This window comes from Acinetobacter sp. YH12097, from assembly GCF_013419225.1.
GTDB lineage: Bacteria > Pseudomonadota > Gammaproteobacteria > Pseudomonadales > Moraxellaceae > Acinetobacter > Acinetobacter amyesii.
In genome coordinates, this window is record NZ_VPAN01000017.1 from 39,458 (window position 1) to 55,744 (window position 16,287).

Genomic DNA, 16,287 nt, shown 5'->3' on the forward strand with positions numbered 1-16,287 from the left:
GAATTGCCATGAAAATTAGACTGCATAAGTGAAATTTTCGCATTGTTTAATCTACTTCACAATTTTTATCTGATGAGATCTTGAGGATATTCAGTAAAAAAATGATTATTTACATTAAAATGCGTAAAAGAAACACTGATCGAGATATCTAAACTTTCAACACTATGCCACCAACCAATTGGGATAAATAAGGTTTCCCCTGGCTGCAAAATGCACTCGAACGGCGTCACGTTTTCTAACAATGGATAGGCTGCGAGATCAGCCTTTGCAACATCTGAAACCTGACTGAATACCCAATGATCGTTATACATATACGGCATCTGCCATGCAGGAATCAAAGTCACTTTTTTACGTCCATAGATTTGTGCCAACATATTATTGGTTAAGTCATAATGCAGTGGTGTAAATGTGCCTGCAGGGCCAAACCATAAAAAATGTCGATCTTTGATCTCGTTTTGACAATAACCTTTGGCGAAGTCACCTAGATCTTCACTAATCTTTTGCATGAACTGCTTATTTTGAGCGGCGTTATTCGCAGTTAAATAAATGTCATTGCTACGCTTAGTGGCTTTGATTTGTGCGACAAAATCTTGCATCAAAACAATGCGTTGCAGCTGTACCGATTTTTTTTCAAAATCTTGATACTGCTCACGATGCATCTGGACTTCAACCAACTCATTTTCAAAATGCTGTGCAAAATATTCAGGACTCCATTTATGCAATGCAGGCCAATGTTGCATCCCACCTTTTAAAATGACCGGCCGCATCTGGCTATAATACCGCTCTATAAATGTTTCAAAATCAGGTGTTTCTATGCTATCGATTGTGGATGTACTGTGGTTGTTCAATTGATTTAATTGACCCATCACTTGCAATAGCCAACGCTGTTTATTCTGCTGTTGCTGTAGTTGCTTCAGTTTTTTAAAAATTACGTTATTGTTTACATGCTTTAAAAACTGAATGATCAAATGATTTGAAATATTTTTTTGCTTAATTTTTTCTAAAATTTCAACTGTCTCTAAGCCCTCAAGACTGTAGTCCAAAAGTTCATTTTGCAGCTGTTCTGAAAGTTGTTTATCTTCAGAAAATAAGTATTGATCCACCCTTGGGCTTAATCCATGTGATTGTAAAATTAGACTTATTTTCTGTACATCGCAACCATTTTCAATATTTTCATTCAACCAATTTTGCCATTCCGCCGGTAAGGACTGATACCAATTTTTACTTTGCTTTAGATGTTCACTCTGGCTTTCTACATTCATCTTCACCACTCCACCCTCTTTACAAGTGAAGTATAAATGATCTATTTTAAAAATGCTAAATTTTCGCATTTTATAATTATTTAAACACCGCGAATGTTATGAATCCGACAAAACTCATGCGGAATGACATAACAAAGTAAAGGAGAAAGTTCATGAAAATTCGTCATTTAGTCATCGTTAGCAGTCTGTCTTTAGCTTCAATACCGGTATATGCAGGTTTTGCCGATACCATGCGTGATTTAAGAAATACGCTGAATCAATTTAATGAAACATCCAAAGAAGTATCGAATACCGCAAAAGAATGGACAGGTAGTCGGGCCACGACTAACTCAAGTTATGCTGCAAATGGTTTCAGCATGGGACAGCAACTCCGACCTAAAATTAATAATCTACCGCTTTATCAAACTGCCGATAAGTCGAGCCAAGTCATTAACAAACTGTCAAAAAATGCAGACATTATTTTTGCGGGAAACATGACTAAAACAGGTTTGATCGAAGTCACTACAGAACATGGCAATGGCTGGATTGAGTCACACCTTGTTCAATAAATCTTGATTTTAAATGTTTATACAACCGCATCAGCCGTACATAACAACTTTACTCTATTGAGCACTAGTCATGAATAATAATCACAAAATCAGCATTATCGCTGCTGTATTTACGACATTGGTGGGCTGTGGTGGATCAAGCTCCAATGATGATGGCGCGACACCTACACCTACACCTACACCTACACCTACACCTACACCTACACCTACACCTACACCTACACCTACACCTACACCTACACCTACACCTACACCTACACCTACACCTACACCTACACCTACACCTACGCCAACGCCAACGCCAACGCCAACGCCAACGCCAACGCCAACAACTGTAGCGGATAAATTCACAGGAGAATGGATTCAAGGGAACTCTGCCCTCGGTAACAGTAATTGTGATTTGCCACAAATTTCAATTCATAAAACCAGTGAAAATTCAGTCAGTTCACTGAACGAAGAACTAAAATATGCGGTACACAATAGTTCAAGTAAAACTTGCAGCGGTGAATTTATTTCCAAACGCTATCAATTACTTCATGACATGGTCATGAGTGAAATACAGCCGGCTGCAACACTAAATAACTTTGAATATCATGCGATTAAGTTTCAACCAGTCAGAGGTGGCGCGACGAGCAATCGTGTCTTAACTTTTTTAAATAATCATTCTTTCTGCGTGATTAACGCGACGATTTCAAATCCAAGCTATATCATCATGGAGCGTGGTCTAATTAAAGATCCACTCAAGGACAGCCGCTGCTATACAAAAAACACCAATGAATTCTTCACCAATTTAAAACCGAAAGCCAAAATCACAACTGCAGACTTTAAGTCTGAGAGCTTTATTAATACGACTGACACTGTTAACTTCTTGGCTCAGCTCAATACAATGGGACAAAATGGTTATAAATTAATTGGCTATGATACTAAAACTCTGGACAATGGTAATGTTAATAGCTACATGAAACTTGCCAATGAAAATACGCGTTTCAATCATATTGTTGCAGACCGTGCAGCACCCTCTACCGCTGACATATATTTTACATGGCGTAATCAGTTAAATGAAAAAGGCAAATCAGGCTATCAATACTTGCATAGCGTCAGACCAACCAATACCTTGAATTTCAAAGATTATTTCATTAAAAAAGAAAATGATACCGCGACATATACCTACGACAGCGGCTATGTTTCCCCGCTCGTAGACCCAGTGCAATTGGAAACTATGCTCAATACACTGGGTGCCCAAGGCTGCCGTATTATTCAGTTCAAAAGCTATTTCACAGGTTTACGACCTGAAGTTCTGAACGGCAAACAAAATAGTCCTAAAGTTGCAACCTGTATAAATAGCAGCGCACACCATGGCACTTACAGCTATCGCTATAAAACTTACCCAACCGGCAGCAATAGTGTAGAGCGCAGCATAAAATTACAGGAGATGATCGATGAGCAAGCTAAAGACGGTTACCGCTTAGTCAGCCGTGCTTTAGATATGAGTTCAACCACCAAAAACGGTATGCTGTTTATGAAAGACAGTGAAAACACCAATGTCGGTGAGTTTAAAGTCTTTAGCGAAACTGTCTTTGCAACGTCGACGTTTAACGACGTCTTGCTGAAACGTCTTCAGCAGCAAGGTCAACTCGGTTGGTTATACACCAGTGGTCAACTACTGTTTGCAAACAATCCAAAACATCTACAAACAGAACTGAGTGACTTTAATTTAATTGATTAATTCATGAGGTATCTCGAGCTTTTCCATGTCCTTTATTTTTTACATCAAGGACATGGATCATTCACATAAATCAAAGCAGTGATAAAAATCACTTATTTTAAGCGGCAATTAAAACCCATCTTGGTATCAACGATATTATTTTCATAACCTAAGCTTTGAATAAATTGGTTGCGGTCTGATATTTGTTTTTGATCCGCTTGACTCAATCTTGCTTTATTTTTTTGTGCCAACCCATAGGTTTCATTCACTAAACCCTGATAGATCCCGCAAACTTCCTGACGCTTGGACTTTTTCAATTGACGACCACCATACCATGAACGTTCAAAATCGTCGGCTTTTAGTGTTTTTCCCCATTCCTCAATACGCTGATTTTGTCTTTGCTGCATTTCCAGCATGCCCTGCTGGATTTCAGCCTTAGTAAAAGGCTTGATCACCTCAACCTTCGGTACAACTGGAACATTTTCTGTAGTTGCAGTGACGGTCACTGCTGTCTGTTCCGTTGTGGTTGATACGGTTGGATTAGCCCAACTCATTGATGAAATGAATCCGGTCGCAAATACGACACCAAAAGCTTTTAAATTTATAGATTTCAAGTTTTAAGTACCCATTTTATTTCTTCACAGTGTTCTTATACACATTTTTATATTGATGCTGAAGTTTTTAAGCCCTTATTTTACAAAACTTCATTGCTGTAAATGGTTCACTGTGTTCACTCCCAATAAAAAAGCCGCTCGATAGAGCGGCTTTTTGAACAGATCACACTTAGACCAATTCTTTAAAGTCTTGCTGACGCCAAGCTTCATATAAAATCACAGCAGTAGCATTAGACAAGTTTAAACTGCGTGAATTTGGTGCCATAGGTAGGCGAATCCAATGTTCTTTCGGGAACATCATACGGACATCTTCCGGCAAACCACGTGTTTCTGGCCCCATCAACAGCGCCACAGGACGGTTTAAATTGGAGGTATGCGGTGTTTCAAAACCTTTGGTGGTTAATGGATAAATGGCATCCATCTCAATACCTTGCGCTTTTAAGCCCGCAAGACATTCTTCAAAGTTTTCCCACACTTTCATGTGCGCCCATTCATGATAATCCAAACCGGCGCGGCGAAGTTTTTTATCATCCAGCTCAAAACCTAATGGCTTGACCAAATGCAACTGCGCTCCAGTATTGGCACATAAACGAATGATATTCCCTGTATTTGCAGGAATTTCTGGCTCGTATAAAACAACATGGATCACAGTTTTTTTCTCTACTCTTTAGTTAAATAATGGCTTAAAGCTCAGGCTACAGTTTCAAAGCTGAAGCATAAGTTTAGATGGTACTACAAGCGCGTGCTTATCTACGTTGCTTAGCTTTCGCATTACAATTTGACAATACCAGAACTTGCTTATCCTCTTTGCTCAGGCATAGCCTTCGCCTTGCGCTCGGGCAACGCGTTGCGTTGCTTACCCTCGCTCATGCCATTGAAGTTGTTCACGCAGACTCACCACATCACCAATAATGGTCAATGTAGGCGCCTGAATTTGGTATTCACTGACTTTAGATGCAATATCTGCCAATGTCCCAACCACGACTTTTTGTTCAGGTGTCGTCCCTTTAGAAACCAATGCGACAGGCATGTCTGGACGCTGCCCGTGCGCGATGAGTTTCTCACAAATTTTTTCTAGACCGACCAAGCCCATATACAGCACGAGCGTTTGATTTTGATAAACCAACTCATTCCAAGGTAGCTCAGGTGAACCTTCTTTGAGATGCCCTGTCAAGAAGCGTACACTTTGCGCATAATCTCGATGCGTTAATGGAATCCCTGCATAAGCCGAACAACCAGATGCAGCAGTAATCCCTGGAACGACTTGGAAGGCAACGCCTGCCGCAAAAAGTTCCTGAATTTCTTCACCGCCGCGGCCAAAGATGAATGGATCTCCGCCTTTTAAGCGGCAAACGCGTTTTCCTTCACTTGCATATTTCACCAGTAAGGCATTAATGCCTTCTTGCGGAACAGCATGATTGGATCGAGCTTTACCTACGTAGATTTTTTCGGCATCGCGGCGGCAGAGGTCCATAATTGGCTGTGAAACCAAACGATCGTAAATCACCACATCTGCTTGCTGCATTAAGCGTAAAGCTTTCAGAGTCAATAGCTCTGGATCACCCGGCCCCGCCCCAACCAAATACACCTCACCTTTCGGCTGTTTCCATTCCAATAAGGCCTGTTCAATCAAACGATTGGCTTCAGTCAAATTGTCATTAAATACCTGCTCTTTGAGCGGGCTTGCATACAAGTCTTCCCAAAAAATACGGCGTTCATCTGGATTGACGATTTTGGCTTTAACGGCTGCGCGCCATTGGCCTGAGAACTCAGCCAGTTTGCCCATGCCATGCGGAATCGAGCTTTCTAACTGGGTGCGTATTTGGCGTGAGAGTACTGGCGATGTGCCATTAGATGCAACGGAGATGACCAGTGGAGAACGGTCAATGATCGCAGGAACCATAAAACGGCAATGCGGCGGATCATCGACACTATTAACCAAGACATTTTCAGCTTCGCAGGCTTCAAATACCGCCTGATTGACAGCTTTGTCATTGGTTGCTGCAATCACTAAACGAAACTGACGCAGCGCAATGGCATTTTCTTGATAAACCGATTCGTGATAAATCGAGTTGAGATATTGACCTTGGGTTTTATTAACCAAGCTCAATAAATCATCTTCAATTTCAGGTGAGCAAACTGTCAGCTGAGCGCCCGCTTTTGCAAGCAGCACAGCCTTTCGATATGCAATTCGACCACCGCCAACAATCAGACAAGGTTGCTGCTGCAACTTCAAAGAGATTGGAAAGATATCCACACACGACCTCAATAGTTTAAATCTGATTGTCTTAAGCAATTTTTGTGCACAAATGTATGCACTTTATCGACTATTAATCGATAAATTCAGCACCACCCATATATGGACGAAGTACTGCTGGAATTTCAATTGAACCGTCTGCACGTTGATAGTTTTCCATCACGGCAAGTAATGTACGGCCAACGGCCAAACCTGAGCCATTCAGCGTGTGCACAAACTCAGTTTTCTTTTGGTCAGCACGGTAACGCGCTTTCATGCGGCGTGCTTGGAAGTCACCCATGCATGAGCAAGATGAAATTTCACGGTAGGTATTTTGACTTGGTACCCAAACTTCTAAATCATACGTTTTGATTGCGCCAAAGCCCATGTCGCCGCCACAAAGTACGACTTTACGGTACGGTAAACCAAGTGCTTGCAAGATTCCTTCTGCATGGCCTGTTAACTGTTCCAATGCTTCCATTGAAGTTTCAGGTTTTACAATTTGAACCATTTCAACTTTGTCAAATTGATGCTGACGAATTAAGCCACGCGTATCGCGACCATACGAACCCGCTTCACTACGGAAACATGGCGTATGCGCTGCATATTTTAATGGCAAACGTTCTGGGTCAATGATTTCATCACGCACGAAGTTGGTTACAGGCACTTCTGCAGTCGGGATCAAGTAGTATTCTTTTTCGCCTTGAAGTTTAAATAAATCTTCTTCAAATTTAGGCAATTGACCCGTACCACGTAAAGAGTCTGCATTGACCAAATACGGTACATACGCTTCGGTATAGCCATTTTCCAAGGTATGTGTATTTAACATAAATTGGGTAATTGCACGTTGTAAACGCGCCAATGGGCCTTTGAGTACGCTAAAACGAGTACCTGTCAATTTAGTTGCGGTTTCAAATTCTAAACCACCCATCATTTCACCAAGATCAGTATGGTCTTTGACTTCAAAATCAAACTGACGTGGTGTACCCCATTTTAGAACTTCAACATTGTCATTTTCGTCTTTACCTTCTGGCACAGACTCATGAGGTAAATTTGGAATCGATAAAGATTTGGCTTCGAGTTCAGCCTGAAGGTCAGAAAGTGCGAGTTCTGCCGCTTTAATTTCATCACCAATGGCAGACATACGTGCCATGATTTCAGATGCATCACCGCCAGCTTTTTTAATTTGACCAACTTGTTTTGCACCAGCATTACGTTCAGCTTGTAACGACTCAGTTTTAGACTGAATTTCCTTACGGCGAGCTTCAAGGTCTGCCCACTCTGCTACGTTGAGTTGAACACCACGTTTTGCTAAGGCTAAGTTTACAGCCTCAATATTATTTCTGAGTAATTTCGGGTCGATCATAGCCAATCTTAAGTAAAGAAAAAAACTGGCTATAGTGTAAGCTCTTAACACTCAAAAATACAGTGACCGAGCTTACAGCTGCCCCTTATTAGACCAATAATCTTGCTGCAAATTGTCTTATTTGGTTTCGTAATTTGGCAAACTTGGTAAATATTCAGGTTTAAATAGCCCTTTAGCCATAAAATATGGAAGTTTTAGCTCAGGCATGCCCTCTGCGTAGCTCGCCAATTCATACAGCGGATAAGCAAATACGATCCCGTTCGCGCCATAATAAAAATTATCGCTTAATTGTAGTTTTGAACGTTCAATATCGTGACTATCTAACCACATATAGTTGGCATCAAATAATGCGCTAATCACTTTCGCATCTGCACCTTTGACCAAGACATCTTGTAAAGCCAAACGTTTTTTGGCTTTTAAATCAAAATTGACATATTCGACATGAGACATGCCGTGAGCAGCATGCGCTGCATAGGTATAGCTTTCGATCGCAAAAGTTGCAATATACCCCCACTGACTAATGTATCGAACAGAAGTGGTACTTTGACTTAGGCCTGCATCCGTCTTGTCCGATAAATCAATTTTTTGATTCGGCTCAGTTGAAAATGCAATCGGATCTGCCTTTTTAATTCGGTCAGTAAAATATTGATTAATCCAATCAACATTGGTTTCAACCGTTTGAATCGTATATTGGGTACAACCTTCCGCATCGCAAGCTTGTGCTTTCGGCAATTGCATCGCAACAGATTTCGATTGAATAAGTGGAATCGCATCGGCGACGACCGCTGGCTTCTGTTCCGTCGTTGCACCTTCAACAGGTTCATTTCGAGGATGACAGGCCGTTAATGACCCAATTAAAACCACAGCTGAAACAGCCCAAGCTATATTATTCATATGATTTTTTTTCATCCCAAAATTCCCTATAGCAACAGTCAAAACCACAAGTCACTTCATTTAAGCAACCTGCGAATATCAGCATACTACTAAATTTCACTTAAATTCAGCTTGCTTGCTTTACATTTCTCCATAAAAAAAGCAGACCGATGTCTGCTTTTTTTCGTTCATGAGAATTATTGATCAATAATGTCCGTACCTTTTGGAGGTACAAAGTTAAAGGTTGACGCTGGAATAGACGCATTCACCTTCACATTATTGAAACGTACATTTGTTGTTTGACCTAATGAGTCTTGGAGAATCATTAAGGTTGGTGCATTTTTCGCACCAAAACTAATGGTTAAGCTTTGAAATACGCCATCATCACTTTTTGGATATAAGGTGTAATAAGTTTTGGTCTTATTTGGCTGAGTAATACGATAAGACTTCATGATTTGAGCCGTATTACCCGACAATAATAATGCAGGCGTATTCGCAACTTGGTCATCCAAGCTTTGGCGTACTGCTTGTTGTAGATCTGGGTCATAGATCCAAACTGTTTTACCTGTGGTCGCAATGGTTTGCTTAGATGGGCTGGTTGTTTCCCAATAGAATTTACCCGGACGCTGAACTTTCATAACCCCAGTAAAGGTTTGGTTCATATGCTGCGCACTTAAACCTTTCTTTTGAGTTGCTTTCGGGTTAGTCACTTTTGTAGTTTGCTGAAAGTTAGCTGTAAAACTTTTAATACCCGATAATTGTTTCACCAAATTGGCAGTTGCCTGCTGCTCCGACGCTGCAACTGGTGCCGCGAATACTGTCGTACTCATAACCGGTGCCAGTGTCGCTGCACCTAATGCCATAGCACAGATGGTTTTACGAAGCATTTTCATAGATTCACCTTTTATATTTGCATCAACGCAATTTGTTAGATGGCTCCATCTTAAACCACTTTCATTGACTAAATTTAGAGAAAATAAGAAGTTTTGTATGGTTATTAATGCAAATTGCTGTTTTTTATTCATCATGATGGAGAAATATAAAATAAAAAGGCACTTGATTTGATTCAAATGCCTTTCAAATAGTTAAACAACGATTTAGCAATTTTAATAATCCAATATTGAGTTATTTCCATTGCCAACCGATCGATGCACCAGCGCCAAAGTCACCTTCAGAGTTCCCTGTTGCAGCCAATTTATACACATATTTATTGCTTTCAGTCACTCCACTAAAACCAACTGCATAGCCTTGTGAACCTTCCCAAGTCCCCATATCTACGCTAAACATGTTGTATCCAGCATCTGTGGGTTGCGGTAAGGAGGCGATTGCAATACTTGAAGCAACAGCACCGTAAACATTGTCTTTAAATTTATTGAAATTATGGTTCAATTCATTCACACGTTGGTTGGTATAACTATTAGCTTGATTGAGTACATTTGCCCCATGCTGATCTGTATATGCTTTTGAACTATTTAGCACTTCTAGATCTGCTTGACGCATTTGTTTCACATTCACCGCATCGGTGTCTGCCGTACCAGCTGCCACATGAATAATTTGCCGCTCTGCACCAGCCGAGCCAACAGAAACCGTATTATTGCGATTAGAGCTTGAACCATTGCCTAGTACAACAGCATTATTTGCCGATGTGTTGATATTGTTACCAATCACATAGGTATTATTACCTGTGACTGTATTATTTGAACCTACTGCACCAGAGCCATCACCATTGACGGTATTGTTTACACCGAGGGCAATAGACTGATTACCATCAGCTTTATTACCGGCACCGACTGCAATCGCATCTTGTCCATTCGCAGTTGGTTTAGGTGCTGTATTGGCAACATTTGATTGAATTTTAATGTACGGATCTGTTCCTTTTAAGCTCAATAACCAGTCCACTTCAGTACCGACAAATCCATTTTTTATCGCAAGTTCATATGCACTGAAACCATTTTCACCTGTTAGCCCTTGTGCGCCAACTGCACCACGTAGACTTTCTAACCATTGGTCTTCATTGCCTTCATAACCATTGCTCACCGCAACTTGATAAGCACTTGCACCATCTAGACCATTGCTTCCATTCAGACCGTTCAAACCATCCTTACCATCGATTCCGTCTCGGCCATTGAGTCCATCTTTACCAGTTGCACCTGTAGCGCCTTTGTCACCTTTGTCACCCTTAGCTCCGGTTGCACCTGTAGCACCTGTAGCACCTACTGCGCCAGTATCACCTTTAGCTCCAGTTGCACCAGTATCGCCTTTGTCACCCTTAGCCCCGGTCGCACCTGTAGCACCTACTGCTCCAGTATCGCCTTTGTCACCTTTAGCTCCAGTCTCACCCTGTGCACCTGTTGCTCCTGTCTCACCAGCAGGACCTTGAGGTCCCATTGGCCCTACTGGCCCAGGAATACCACTATTGCAACGATTACAATTATGCTCAGGATATGACGAGCCACTCCCACCAGCCCATGCAATTGAGCCTAGAGAAAGTAAAATACTCACAGCAAGTAATTTTGGTACTGTTTTAATAGCTATTGAAGTTGTTTCACCAAGTCCTAGTGTCTTTTCAAATGCAATTTATTGGCTTTTATCAGGACAATTCCTTTTCTGATAGTCAGCATTGATAAAAACTGTATTCAATATTTTATTCATGTCCTTATCCTTTTTTTGTATTTGTACTCCTCTATTACGCTTTTTATATTCTGTGATTTATTGATTTATACATCGTTTGTAACAATCTAAAAAAATACCTCACATATTCTTCGGACGAAAAAAAAACCCACAAAAATGCGGGTTTTTTTCTATTAAAGCTTACGCTTCAACAGATACGTAGCGACGACCGAATTGGCCTTTCACTTCGAATTTCACAACGCCGTCAGCAGTTGCAAATAAAGTATGGTCACGGCCCATACCTACATTTACACCAGCGTGGAATTCAGTACCACGTTGACGAACGATGATGTTACCAGCAGTCACAGATTGACCGCCGTAGATTTTAACACCCAACATTTTTGGGTTCGAGTCACGACCGTTTTTAGTCGAACCACCGGCTTTTTTAGTTGCCATGTCTACTTACTCCTCGTAATTAGCCTGAAATAGCTGTAATTTTCAACTCAGTGAACCATTGACGGTGACCTTGTTGTTTACGATAGTGTTTACGACGACGCATTTTGATGATGCGGATTTTGTCGTGACGACCATGGCTAACTACTTCAGCAGTTACTTTAGCGCCAGCTACTACTGGTGCACCAATTTGAATGCTGTCACCGTTAACAAGCATCAACACGTCATCAAAAGTAACAGTTGAGCCAGTTTCAGCTTTCAATAATTCTACTTTAAGGGTTTCACCCTCAACTACACGGTGTTGTTTACCACCGCTTTGGATTACTGCGTACATTTAAGTACTCCAAACATGCCCGTGTTGTCGTGCCGGTAAAGGGATATACCGATCTTAAAACGATCGTCACTGGGGTTTTGCAAAGGCAAAGATTTTAAGGGATAACCCGAAAAACAACAAGTCATTTCCGTAAAATATTAGATGAGTATGCGTTTATTATATAAACAGTGTCATTAAAAACATTAAAATGAGTGCTCTATTTCACTTATCATGCTTTTGGCAAGGTTTGACATAGATTTTTAGAAACAATTCGCTAATATACACTGGACTGACATCAACAACATGCTGTTCAAACAACATGCTAAAGATAAAAGTCTGTTAAAAAATAAGTACAATACTTCCGCTTGATGAAAAAAATCACTTAAGATTAAGTCAATTGAGTAAGTTCTTATCTGTTATTCATATAACAAATTGCTACACTACGTCTGTAATTCAAAAATTATTGAGGTTTCTCTTCATATGACCATCGACTTTAAGCAAGATATTCTCGCGCCTGTTGCCACTGACTTTGCTGCGATGGACAAATTTATTAATGAAGGGATCACATCTAAAGTTGCCTTAGTCATGGCAGTCAGTAAACATGTGGTTGAAGCAGGCGGTAAACGCATGCGTCCCATTATGTGCCTACTTGCAGCAAAAGCTTGTGGTGCAGAAGATTTAGAAAAACACCGTAAACTTGCAGCAATTATTGAAATGCTACATACCGCAACCTTGGTACATGACGACGTAGTAGATGAATCGGGTTTACGCCGTGGTCGCCCAACCGCAAATGCGACATGGAATAATCAAACTGCCGTACTAGTGGGTGATTTTCTAATTTCTCGTGCTTTTGATTTATTGGTGGATCTAGACAGCAAGGTATTACTCAAAGACTTTTCAACGGGTACCTGTGAAATTGCTGAAGGTGAAGTTTTACAACTTCAATCACAGCACCAACCCGAAACTACTGAACAAACTTATTTAGATATTATTCACGGTAAAACTTCGCGTTTATTTGAGCTCGCTACCGAAGGTGCCGCAATTCTGACTGGTACACCAGAGTACCGTGAACCGCTTAGAAAATTTGCCGGACACTTTGGAAATGCCTTTCAAATTATTGACGATATTTTAGATTACACCTCAGATGCTGAAACATTAGGTAAAAATATTGGCGATGATTTGATGGAAGGTAAACCAACTTTACCTTTAATCTCTGCCTTAAAGAATACCACTGGCGAAGAACATGACATTATTCGCCGCAGTATTGCCACAGGTGGTACGGCAGATTTAGAGCGTGTAATTCAGATTGTACAAAGCTCTGGGGCTCTTGATTATTGTAGCCAACGTGCGACTGAAGAAACTGAAGCAGCACTAGCCGCTTTAGCAGCACTACCAGATACTGAATATCGTCAAGCTTTAATCAACCTCGCAAACTTGGCATTACACCGAATTCAATAATTAACAATATTCATCGTAATTCCCCTTGCCTATGCATATAAAACTGAATGATATCTTTTTGACCATGCAGCAACAGCTCGATACCCCTCGGGCTGTGCTGGATGAAAACTTGCTGATCGAATTGGTCAACCGAATTCGACCAGAAGATACAAAAAATACCGACGAAATTAAGAAAAAATTTCAGGCTTTCATCCAAGCTTTACTCATCACGCCAGATGCAGCCTCTACCCTGCAAAGCTTTGTTCTAAAACTCATTAGCCGATATAAACAAACCAGTTTATATGCGGACACGGGTATTTTGTCTCTCGATGGTTTTTGGGGACAACTGTTCCAACGTCTTGGCGCACATTTTCTTCCCCTGATCAATGACGAAACTCAACTACAAGATTTAGTCCGTCGAGTTTTTTATCGTCATAACGACAAATATTGGCTCGACAGTATTGATGATCAGCAATGGATGCAGCTCTTTCGATTGTTTAACCAAGGTCATAGCAATCAGGAAGAAAAAAAGAAAATTCGCCGTGAATTAATTAAGGCCATTACCGTTTTGTCTTATCGGGTGAGTGGTATTGGCTTATATCCTGAATTTATTAATGCGCAGCCTGAACTGACCGAATATGAATCGCCTTTTTTGGTGCAAAACCGTGAAATAAACGATTTTATTCAACAGTATAAAAAGCTCCATCAAAGTGCTGAAGAAATGAGTGCCGTGCTACCGCCGGATGCTTCTCAAGCGTTGGTGATGCTGGAACAATGTCGTGATGTGGTCCTGAAGATTCGCCGTGCGACCAAACGTATTGGTGTAAGTGTCAGTCTGACTTACTTATTATCACTTTTAGAACAGTGTTTAGATCGCTTAGAAATCTTACTCAACCTGATTGTTGAAGAAGATGACGTCCGCTATGTGTCTATGGGCAGTTTACTCAGTGATGTGACTTCAGCGATTTATAGCGAGCGTAGCGTGCGCGATTTACTTGCCACCAATAGTGAATTGGTTGCCCTACAAGTCACCGAAAATGCAAGTAAAACTGGCGAACACTATGTAAGTACGGACAAACAAAGCTTTATGAGCATGTACCGATCTGCGGCAGGTGCCGGCGTGATCATTGCATGTATGGCAACACTAAAAGTGCTGATGACCCGTGTCACCATGGCACCGCTCATGCAAGCCATTTCATATAGTCTGAACTACTCTTTCGGCTTTATGCTGATTCATGTCTTACATTTTACGGTTGCTACCAAACAGCCTGCGATGACAGCTGCCGCACTTGCCTCAACGGTTCAGCATCGTAAAGGCTCGAAAATGGCTCAGATTGCCGAACTTGCCGCGCTGATTATTAATATTATCCGCACCCAGTTTATTGCAATTTTAGGCAACATCAGTATTGCGATTCCTGTTGCAGCGCTGATTGCCCTCAGTTGGGACATGGCTTTACATGAACCTTTAATGAATCATGCAAAAGCAGCCAAAACATTACACGACCTTAACCCATTCACTTCTCTCGCTGTCCCACATGCTGCGATTGCTGGGGTATGTTTGTTTTTATCGGGTTTGATTGCCGGTTACTTTGACAACATGGCGGTCTATCGCAAAGTTGGACCACGAATTCAAGCGCATCCAAAGTTAAAACGCATCATGGGTCAAGACAGACTGGATAAGTTTGCCGCTTACATTGAACGAAACTTAGGTGCTTTGGCGGGTAACTTCTTATTCGGGATCATGCTGGGTAGTATGGGCACAATTGGTTATATCTTAGGTTTACCTTTAGATATTCGCCATATCGCCTTCGCCTCGGCCAACTTCATTCAAGGCCTCATCAATATTAATGGTTCACCAGACATTGGCTTAATCATTGTGTCATTCTTAGGAGTTATTCTGATCGGTCTGACTAACTTATTCGTCAGTTTCACGTTAACCATTATTGTGGCACTACGGGCACGTCGCGTAAGATTTGAACAATGGAAACCACTGGCTAAATTGGTGATGACTCATTTTCTAACGCGACCAAGTGACTTTTTCTGGCCACCAAAAGCCCCACTTGAAGTTGAAGATGGCACACAAGCCAGTAAGAACAATCATTAGCAGATTTGTGTTTTATTTTAGTAAGATGTAAATGAACACAAAAAATAAAATCAGTATGATTTACACAGACTTGAAATAAAGTGTACTGATGAGTACACTTTAGTCCATTAATTAACCGAGCTCAAACCGGTTAAAATGACAAGGAATAAAATATGCCACGAACGCTACTGTTTGTTGGTTTTTTTGCATTAATTATCAGTGTGTTGTCGCTTTATCCCACCTATTTAAATCTATTAGATTTAAATATCGTGGAATGGATGAGTCAGCACCGTATTGCTGTTTTTAATCAAATTGCCATCGGACTTTCCGCGCTAGGCGGCATGCCTTTTGTATTATTTTTCACCACGCTATGGTGTTTACACTTTGCGTGGTATAAAAAATACACAGAGATTGTTTTTATCAGTATAGGGATCTTTGGAAGTATCGGCCTTGCATGGTTGCTTAAATTTACGTTCACCAGACCGCGCCCCCCAGAAATGTACCATCTTGTAGCGTCTTACGGGAGTTCATTCCCAAGCGCACACAGTTGTTATGCTGCATCGCTTGCGTGTCTGATGATCTTGATTTGCCGACAACATGCTCAACATCGCTTGATCACCATTTTGGCATTGTTATGGATGCTGTGTATGGGTGTTTCGCGAGTATATGTTGGGGTTCATTTTCCGACAGATGTCTTATCCGGTTGGAGCATAAGTTTTATTTGGATCGCGCTACTTTATTTGAGTTACATCAAAATCAGTAAAGCGTAAACAAATGAATAATTTAG

Annotated in this window: 15 protein-coding genes; 5 read left to right on the forward strand and 10 right to left on the reverse strand. The window is 41.0% G+C overall.

The window, feature by feature from the left end; all coding sequences use genetic code 11:
* Positions 1–65 precede the first annotated feature (65 nt).
* On the reverse strand, positions 66–1,262 hold the full coding sequence (locus tag FTU37_RS09250; RefSeq protein WP_180124226.1) for a cupin-like domain-containing protein: 1,197 nt from the start codon (positions 1,260–1,262) through the stop codon (positions 66–68).
* 152 nt (positions 1,263–1,414) lie between these two features.
* Between FTU37_RS09250 and FTU37_RS09255 the strand changes: the two genes are divergently transcribed.
* The gene (locus FTU37_RS09255) at positions 1,415–1,810 is read left to right on the forward strand and encodes a hypothetical protein (RefSeq protein WP_078191381.1); all 396 of its coding nucleotides are present in this window, start codon (positions 1,415–1,417) and stop codon (positions 1,808–1,810) included.
* A gap of 70 nt (positions 1,811–1,880) precedes the next feature.
* Entirely contained in the window at positions 1,881–3,536 is a 1,656-nt protein-coding gene (locus tag FTU37_RS09260; RefSeq protein ID WP_180124227.1) for a PT dipeptide repeat lipoprotein, read from the forward strand.
* 92 nt (positions 3,537–3,628) lie between these two features.
* On the opposite strand, the gene FTU37_RS09265 is transcribed toward FTU37_RS09260, so the two are convergent.
* The 9 genes from FTU37_RS09265 to rplU all read right to left on the reverse strand — a co-directional run bounded on the left by FTU37_RS09265 (position 3,629) and on the right by rplU (position 12,001).
* On the reverse strand, positions 3,629–4,129 hold the full coding sequence (locus FTU37_RS09265) for a hypothetical protein (protein WP_218953404.1): 501 nt from the start codon (positions 4,127–4,129) through the stop codon (positions 3,629–3,631).
* Positions 4,130–4,298: 169 nt separating this feature from the next.
* Positions 4,299–4,778: a tRNA (cytidine(34)-2'-O)-methyltransferase gene (locus FTU37_RS09270; RefSeq protein ID WP_111885295.1), complete on the reverse strand. Its 480-nt coding sequence runs from the start codon at positions 4,776–4,778 to the stop codon at positions 4,299–4,301.
* Positions 4,779–4,985: 207 nt separating this feature from the next.
* A complete protein-coding gene (gene cysG, locus FTU37_RS09275; RefSeq protein ID WP_180124228.1) occupies positions 4,986–6,386 on the reverse strand; it encodes a siroheme synthase CysG in 1,401 nt (466 codons plus the stop codon).
* A gap of 73 nt (positions 6,387–6,459) precedes the next feature.
* Positions 6,460–7,731: a serine--tRNA ligase gene (serS, locus tag FTU37_RS09280; RefSeq protein ID WP_168378122.1), complete on the reverse strand. Its 1,272-nt coding sequence runs from the start codon at positions 7,729–7,731 to the stop codon at positions 6,460–6,462.
* Between the two features lie 117 nt (positions 7,732–7,848).
* Positions 7,849–8,640 (reverse strand): RsiV family protein, encoded by a 792-nt coding sequence (locus tag FTU37_RS09285; protein WP_180124229.1) that lies wholly within the window; start codon positions 8,638–8,640, stop codon positions 7,849–7,851.
* 161 nt (positions 8,641–8,801) lie between these two features.
* The gene (lolA, locus tag FTU37_RS09290) at positions 8,802–9,497 is read right to left on the reverse strand and encodes an outer membrane lipoprotein chaperone LolA (RefSeq protein ID WP_180011509.1); all 696 of its coding nucleotides are present in this window, start codon (positions 9,495–9,497) and stop codon (positions 8,802–8,804) included.
* Between the two features lie 232 nt (positions 9,498–9,729).
* Positions 9,730–11,106, reverse strand: coding sequence for a YadA-like family protein (locus FTU37_RS09295; protein WP_180124230.1), 1,377 nt, complete (start codon positions 11,104–11,106; stop codon positions 9,730–9,732).
* A 309-nt stretch (positions 11,107–11,415) separates the two neighbouring features.
* Entirely contained in the window at positions 11,416–11,670 is a 255-nt protein-coding gene (rpmA, locus tag FTU37_RS09300) for a 50S ribosomal protein L27 (protein ID WP_067764378.1), read from the reverse strand.
* A gap of 19 nt (positions 11,671–11,689) precedes the next feature.
* Positions 11,690–12,001, reverse strand: coding sequence for a 50S ribosomal protein L21 (gene rplU, locus FTU37_RS09305; protein WP_078191390.1), 312 nt, complete (start codon positions 11,999–12,001; stop codon positions 11,690–11,692).
* A 459-nt stretch (positions 12,002–12,460) separates the two neighbouring features.
* On the opposite strand from rplU, the gene sdsA reads away from it, so the two are divergent.
* From sdsA to FTU37_RS09320, 3 genes are all read left to right on the forward strand, one after another.
* Positions 12,461–13,438 (forward strand): All-trans-nonaprenyl-diphosphate synthase, encoded by a 978-nt coding sequence (sdsA, locus tag FTU37_RS09310; protein WP_078191391.1) that lies wholly within the window; start codon positions 12,461–12,463, stop codon positions 13,436–13,438.
* Between the two features lie 31 nt (positions 13,439–13,469).
* Entirely contained in the window at positions 13,470–15,521 is a 2,052-nt protein-coding gene (locus FTU37_RS09315) for a site-specific recombinase (protein WP_180124231.1), read from the forward strand.
* Between the two features lie 152 nt (positions 15,522–15,673).
* Positions 15,674–16,270: a phosphatase PAP2 family protein gene (locus tag FTU37_RS09320; protein ID WP_180063224.1), complete on the forward strand. Its 597-nt coding sequence runs from the start codon at positions 15,674–15,676 to the stop codon at positions 16,268–16,270.
* Positions 16,271–16,287: the final 17 nt, after the last annotated feature.

What these genes read in the sequence shown, in the direction of transcription:
- serS (WP_168378122.1), bottom strand. Translation starts at nt 7,731, where the DNA reads ATGATCGACCCGAAATTACTCAGAAATAATATTGAGGCTGTAAACTTA.
- FTU37_RS09260 (WP_180124227.1), top strand. Translation starts at nt 1,881, where the DNA reads ATGAATAATAATCACAAAATCAGCATTATCGCTGCTGTATTTACGACA.
- rplU (WP_078191390.1), bottom strand. Translation starts at nt 12,001, where the DNA reads ATGTACGCAGTAATCCAAAGCGGTGGTAAACAACACCGTGTAGTTGAG.
- FTU37_RS09255 (WP_078191381.1), top strand. Translation starts at nt 1,415, where the DNA reads ATGAAAATTCGTCATTTAGTCATCGTTAGCAGTCTGTCTTTAGCTTCA.
- FTU37_RS09320 (WP_180063224.1), top strand. Translation starts at nt 15,674, where the DNA reads ATGCCACGAACGCTACTGTTTGTTGGTTTTTTTGCATTAATTATCAGT.
- FTU37_RS09250 (WP_180124226.1), bottom strand. Translation starts at nt 1,262, where the DNA reads ATGAATGTAGAAAGCCAGAGTGAACATCTAAAGCAAAGTAAAAATTGG.
- FTU37_RS09315 (WP_180124231.1), top strand. Translation starts at nt 13,470, where the DNA reads ATGCATATAAAACTGAATGATATCTTTTTGACCATGCAGCAACAGCTC.
- FTU37_RS09285 (WP_180124229.1), bottom strand. Translation starts at nt 8,640, where the DNA reads ATGAAAAAAAATCATATGAATAATATAGCTTGGGCTGTTTCAGCTGTG.
- rpmA (WP_067764378.1), bottom strand. Translation starts at nt 11,670, where the DNA reads ATGGCAACTAAAAAAGCCGGTGGTTCGACTAAAAACGGTCGTGACTCG.
- lolA (WP_180011509.1), bottom strand. Translation starts at nt 9,497, where the DNA reads ATGAAAATGCTTCGTAAAACCATCTGTGCTATGGCATTAGGTGCAGCG.
- sdsA (WP_078191391.1), top strand. Translation starts at nt 12,461, where the DNA reads ATGACCATCGACTTTAAGCAAGATATTCTCGCGCCTGTTGCCACTGAC.